Raw genomic sequence first — 3,588 nt, 5'->3', positions numbered from 1 at the left:
CCAGTAGAAATTGATGGATGGACAAACTATATGGAAACGGGTACTGAGGCTTGGGAAGGTTATTCGTCCACATCATCAAATGCTTCATTAGGGCGTTCAGCAAGGTTTCAATCAGCTAGTTCGGGCGATGCAAGTAATATTGGTTGGTTGATTACGCCAGTTATAAATTTGGATTTACATTCTGGCGAAACGTTGCGTTTTAAAACCTCAAATAGTTTGGCTGATAGTAGTTATATGGAGGTTTTGTATTCCCTAGATTGGGATGGAAATGAAGCAAATATAACCTCGGCAACTTGGGGCGTATTATCTGCAGCGTATGTAGTTAAAGATTCTGATTCATTTGCAGAATGGTTTAATTCTGGAAATGTTGATTTATCATGCATTACAGGAACGATTCATATTGCATTTAAATATACAGGAAGCGGACAAGCTACTTTTGATGGTATTTATGAATTGGATGAGATTAGTGTGGATTATGTTGAATAGTAAAACTTTAGTTTTACCTTTGGCATTCTAAATAAATTTATGACAACCTTCGACGCCTTATTCTTTCACTTTTTTCAGCATTACAAAACTAAAAAAAGTAAAAAAGCTAACAACATTGCAACTTTCTATGTTACCGTTTTACAATGTTGTTTACTATTACTTTTAGGTGTGTTTTTTGCTGGCTTTTTTAGACAAATGCATGTAGTAACCATGGATGCTCCAAAGGCATGGACATTGTTTGTCTTGGTTGCTATTTTTCTTTATTTCAAAAACTGGATGCAATATGGTGGTAGAAAACGAAAAGTTTTAAATGCCAAAATGCTTAAAAAGAAAAAACTGTCTTATAACATTTGGTTACTTTGGTTATTACCAGTAGCTGTTTTAGGGTTGACATATATTCTTTATCAGGCTGTTTAAATATCCCAAAAAAAGAGAAACATGACACCGTAGAAGTTTACGCGTTTACTTTTTTAAAATCAAGTAAACCGGAAAATGGTCGCTATAACCACCTTTGTATTTTTGTCCAACATAAGTTCTAAAAGGCGAGCCTTTAAATGGACCTTTAAAAAGTTTTAGAAAATCTTCGTCAAAAATATTAGCTTTAAAAAATTCGAATTCATTTTCAGAACTTTTAAAAAAGTTGGTAGACACTAATATCTGATCAAATATAAACCATTGTCGTTGGTGTTTAACAGAACCACGAGTAAAAGATCGTAATGTTTCCATAGGGTTAAAAAGGCTATGGTTATCAACCAAGCGTTTTAGGCTACTATTTTGTGGTGTGTCATTAAAATCGCCCAACACCATAATTTTTGTGTGTTCATCTTCCTTTTTTAATGAGTCAATAATAGCACTCACTTTTTCAGATGAAGCCAAACGTTTCACTTCCGTTTCCTTTTCACCTTCACGTCTAGACGACCAATGATTTACAATAACATGTATTTTTTCACCTTCTAAAATTCCAGAAACTAACAAAACGTCTCGAGTATAATCTGGAGTTCCATCGGCATCAGTAAGTCTTACTTCAAAAGCCTCAGAATGCGATACTTTAAAAACTGTAGTATCGTACAAAAGGGCTACATCAATGCCGCGCTCATCTGGCGAATTAAAATGTACAAAATCGTAATGACAGTTTTCTAAATGTTTCGATGCTAATAAATCTTTAATAACAATAGCATTTTCAACTTCTGCTAAACCTACTAAGGCAGGATGCTTTCCTGTTTCGCGCTGTCCAATATTTGAAATGGCATAACCCAGTTTTCGTAATTTGTTTTGATAGCGTTTTGGAGTCCAATTTTTAACCGATCCTGGCAGAAAATCATTATCATGTTTAAGTCTGTTGTTTTTTAAATCGAATAAATTTTCAACATTATAAAACGCTACGGTTTGCATGTCATCTCGAACGGGAATATCTTCAAAAGCTTCTGTCATGGGTCAAAAATAGGATTAAAAATATTAAAATAATAATCAGTTCAATTATGTAACTTTGTAACATGATAGAAAAGAAAGATGTTAGTCTAGAAAGAGCTGTTTTAATTGGCGTCATTACTAAAGAACAAAACGAAGAAAAATCTAAAGAATATTTAGATGAGCTGGAGTTTTTAACCTTTACAGCTGGCGGTTATGCAGTAAAACGTTTTACTCAAAAAATGGACATGCCAAACCCTAAAACCTTTATAGGAAAGGGGAAAATGGAGGATGTGCGTCAATTTATTGAGGAACATGACATAAGTACCGCAATTTTTGATGATGAATTATCGTCTGCGCAAGAACGAAATATTAGTAAAATTCTTAACGTAAAAGTTTTAGATAGAACCAATTTAATACTCGATATTTTTGCCCAACGCGCCCAAACAAGTTACGCAAGAACGCAAGTAGAATTGGCGCAATGCGAATATTTACTGCCGCGATTAAGAGGTATGTGGACACACCTTGAACGCCAAAAAGGGGGAATAGGCATGCGCGGTCCTGGTGAAACCGAAATTGAAACAGATAGACGTATTGTACGCGATAAAATAGCCTTACTAAAAGAGCGTATTAAAACCATTGATAAGCAAATGGCCGTGCAACGTGGTAACCGAGGTAAAATGGTTCGCGTGGCGCTAGTTGGATATACCAATGTTGGGAAATCTACGCTCATGAATGTCATTAGTAAAAGCGACGTTTTTGCCGAAAACAAACTATTTGCAACGCTAGATACTACCGTTAGAAAAGTGGTGATTCAAAATCTGCCGTTTTTACTAAGTGATACTGTTGGGTTTATCAGAAAACTGCCAACACAATTGGTAGATAGTTTTAAAAGCACCCTTGATGAGGTACGTGAAGCCGATTTACTGCTTCATGTAGTTGATATTTCGCATCCAAATTTCGAGGAGCATATTGCTTCTGTAGAAAAAGTGTTAGGCGAAATTAAAAGTGGCGATAAACCAACCATAATGGTATTCAATAAAATTGATGCCTATAAAGCTGAACCGCTAGATGATGATGATTTAGAAACCGAACGCACCGAAAAACACAATTCTCTAGAAGAATGGAAAAGCACCTGGATGAATAAAGTGGGTAACAACGCTTTATTTATTTCGGCGTTGAACAAAGAAAATTTAGAAGATTTCAAAAAACGTGTTTATGATGAGGTTCGCGAAATCCATGTCACGCGTTTTCCATACAATCATTTCTTGTATCAAGAATATAACGAAGACGGTTTAGTAGAAGAATAGTATTTGGGCGCCTGCCTGCAGGAAGCAAGGTTACCACAAGGGTCGAGCCTGCCTGCCGGCAGGCAGGCCTAACGCAACTATTTGCCAATGTCTTTTTTAGATTGTAGGTTGTTTTGTTTTTGGAGAGGTTCGTTTAACGGTCTCGGCTATGAGTAGTTGCGTGGTTTAGCACTTAATTTTGCAAGTACACACCCAACTGAAAATCCGTGAGGATTTTCAGAAGTAGGCGAGAACAAGCAATTACTTATAGCCATTGTTGGCAATAGTTATTTTAGAACCAAGACATTGGTTTTCTTACACCTTCATTAGTTGATTCGAGGAATTTCTGTTCGTCAGCTGGGAATAATAATTCAAAAACTTTTTCCATTGTGGGAATATCGTGATG

General features: G+C 35.9%; 4 protein-coding genes. 3 read left to right on the top strand and 1 reads right to left on the bottom strand.

Translation table 11 applies throughout. The annotated features are described in order from the left end of the window. The coding region (locus tag WBN21_RS01490) for a choice-of-anchor J domain-containing protein (protein ID WP_424197541.1) at window positions 1-486 on the top strand (486 nt) is incomplete at its 5' end. 39 nt (window positions 487-525) lie between these two features. Beyond that, entirely contained in the window at window positions 526-903 is a 378-nt protein-coding gene (locus WBN21_RS01485; RefSeq protein WP_424197540.1) for a hypothetical protein, read from the top strand. 45 nt (window positions 904-948) lie between these two features. On the opposite strand, the gene WBN21_RS01480 is transcribed toward WBN21_RS01485, so the two are convergent. Continuing rightward, window positions 949-1,917, bottom strand: a complete 969-nt coding sequence (locus WBN21_RS01480) for an endonuclease (RefSeq protein WP_424197539.1) — start codon at window positions 1,915-1,917, stop codon at window positions 949-951. Between the two features lie 62 nt (window positions 1,918-1,979). Here WBN21_RS01480 and hflX point away from each other — a divergent pair, with 62 nt between their 5' ends. Next, the gene (gene hflX, locus WBN21_RS01475) at window positions 1,980-3,203 is read left to right on the top strand and encodes a GTPase HflX (RefSeq protein ID WP_424197538.1); all 1,224 of its coding nucleotides are present in this window, start codon (window positions 1,980-1,982) and stop codon (window positions 3,201-3,203) included. Window positions 3,204-3,588: the final 385 nt, after the last annotated feature.

The sequence above is a fragment of the Algibacter sp. genome, assembly GCF_049667265.1.
In the GTDB taxonomy this organism is placed as follows: domain Bacteria; phylum Bacteroidota; class Bacteroidia; order Flavobacteriales; family Flavobacteriaceae; genus Algibacter_B.
The sequence above is the reverse complement of the archived record's forward strand: the minus strand, read 5'-3'. Positions and strand labels throughout refer to the sequence as shown.

Bases quoted from the DNA above. Each gene is read 5' to 3' on its own strand.
- WBN21_RS01480 (WP_424197539.1), bottom strand. From the start codon at position 1,917: ATGACAGAAGCTTTTGAAGATATTCCCGTTCGAGATGACATGCAAACC.
- hflX (WP_424197538.1), top strand. From the start codon at position 1,980: ATGATAGAAAAGAAAGATGTTAGTCTAGAAAGAGCTGTTTTAATTGGC.
- WBN21_RS01485 (WP_424197540.1), top strand. From the start codon at position 526: ATGACAACCTTCGACGCCTTATTCTTTCACTTTTTTCAGCATTACAAA.